This is a genomic window from Bacillus sp. L_1B0_5 (assembly GCF_000836715.1).
Taxonomy (GTDB): domain Bacteria; phylum Bacillota; class Bacilli; order Bacillales; family Bacillaceae_G; genus Bacillus_A; species Bacillus_A thuringiensis_S.
Map to the genome: position 1 here is coordinate 1 of NZ_JXIS01000202.1, position 361 is coordinate 361.

The window sequence follows — 361 nt, forward strand, 5'->3', positions numbered from 1 at the left end:
AGTGAAGAAAGAAAATGTAGGAAATATAGTATCGCCGCAAGTGAAGAAAGAAAATGTAGGAAATATAGTATCGCCGCAAGTGAAGAAAGAAAATGTAGGAAATATAGTGTCACCGCAAGTGAAGAAAGAGAACGTAGGGAATATAATATCGCCACAAGTGAAGAAAGAGAATGTAGGAAATATAGTGTCACCAAATGTATCGAAAGAAAATGTAGTTATTCCACAAGTCATACCGCCAAATATTCAAATGCCAAATATAATGCCAATTATGGATAACAACCAACCACCGAATATAATGCCAATCATGGATAACAACCAACCACCGAATATGATACCGATGATGGATAACAATCAAATGCCG

The 361-nt window shown here is 36.0% G+C and carries 1 pseudogene; it reads left to right on the forward strand.

Annotated elements, in window-relative coordinates:
• Positions 1-361: pseudogene (locus tag RT27_RS31815) on the forward strand (peptigoglycan-binding protein LysM); the annotation flags it as partial.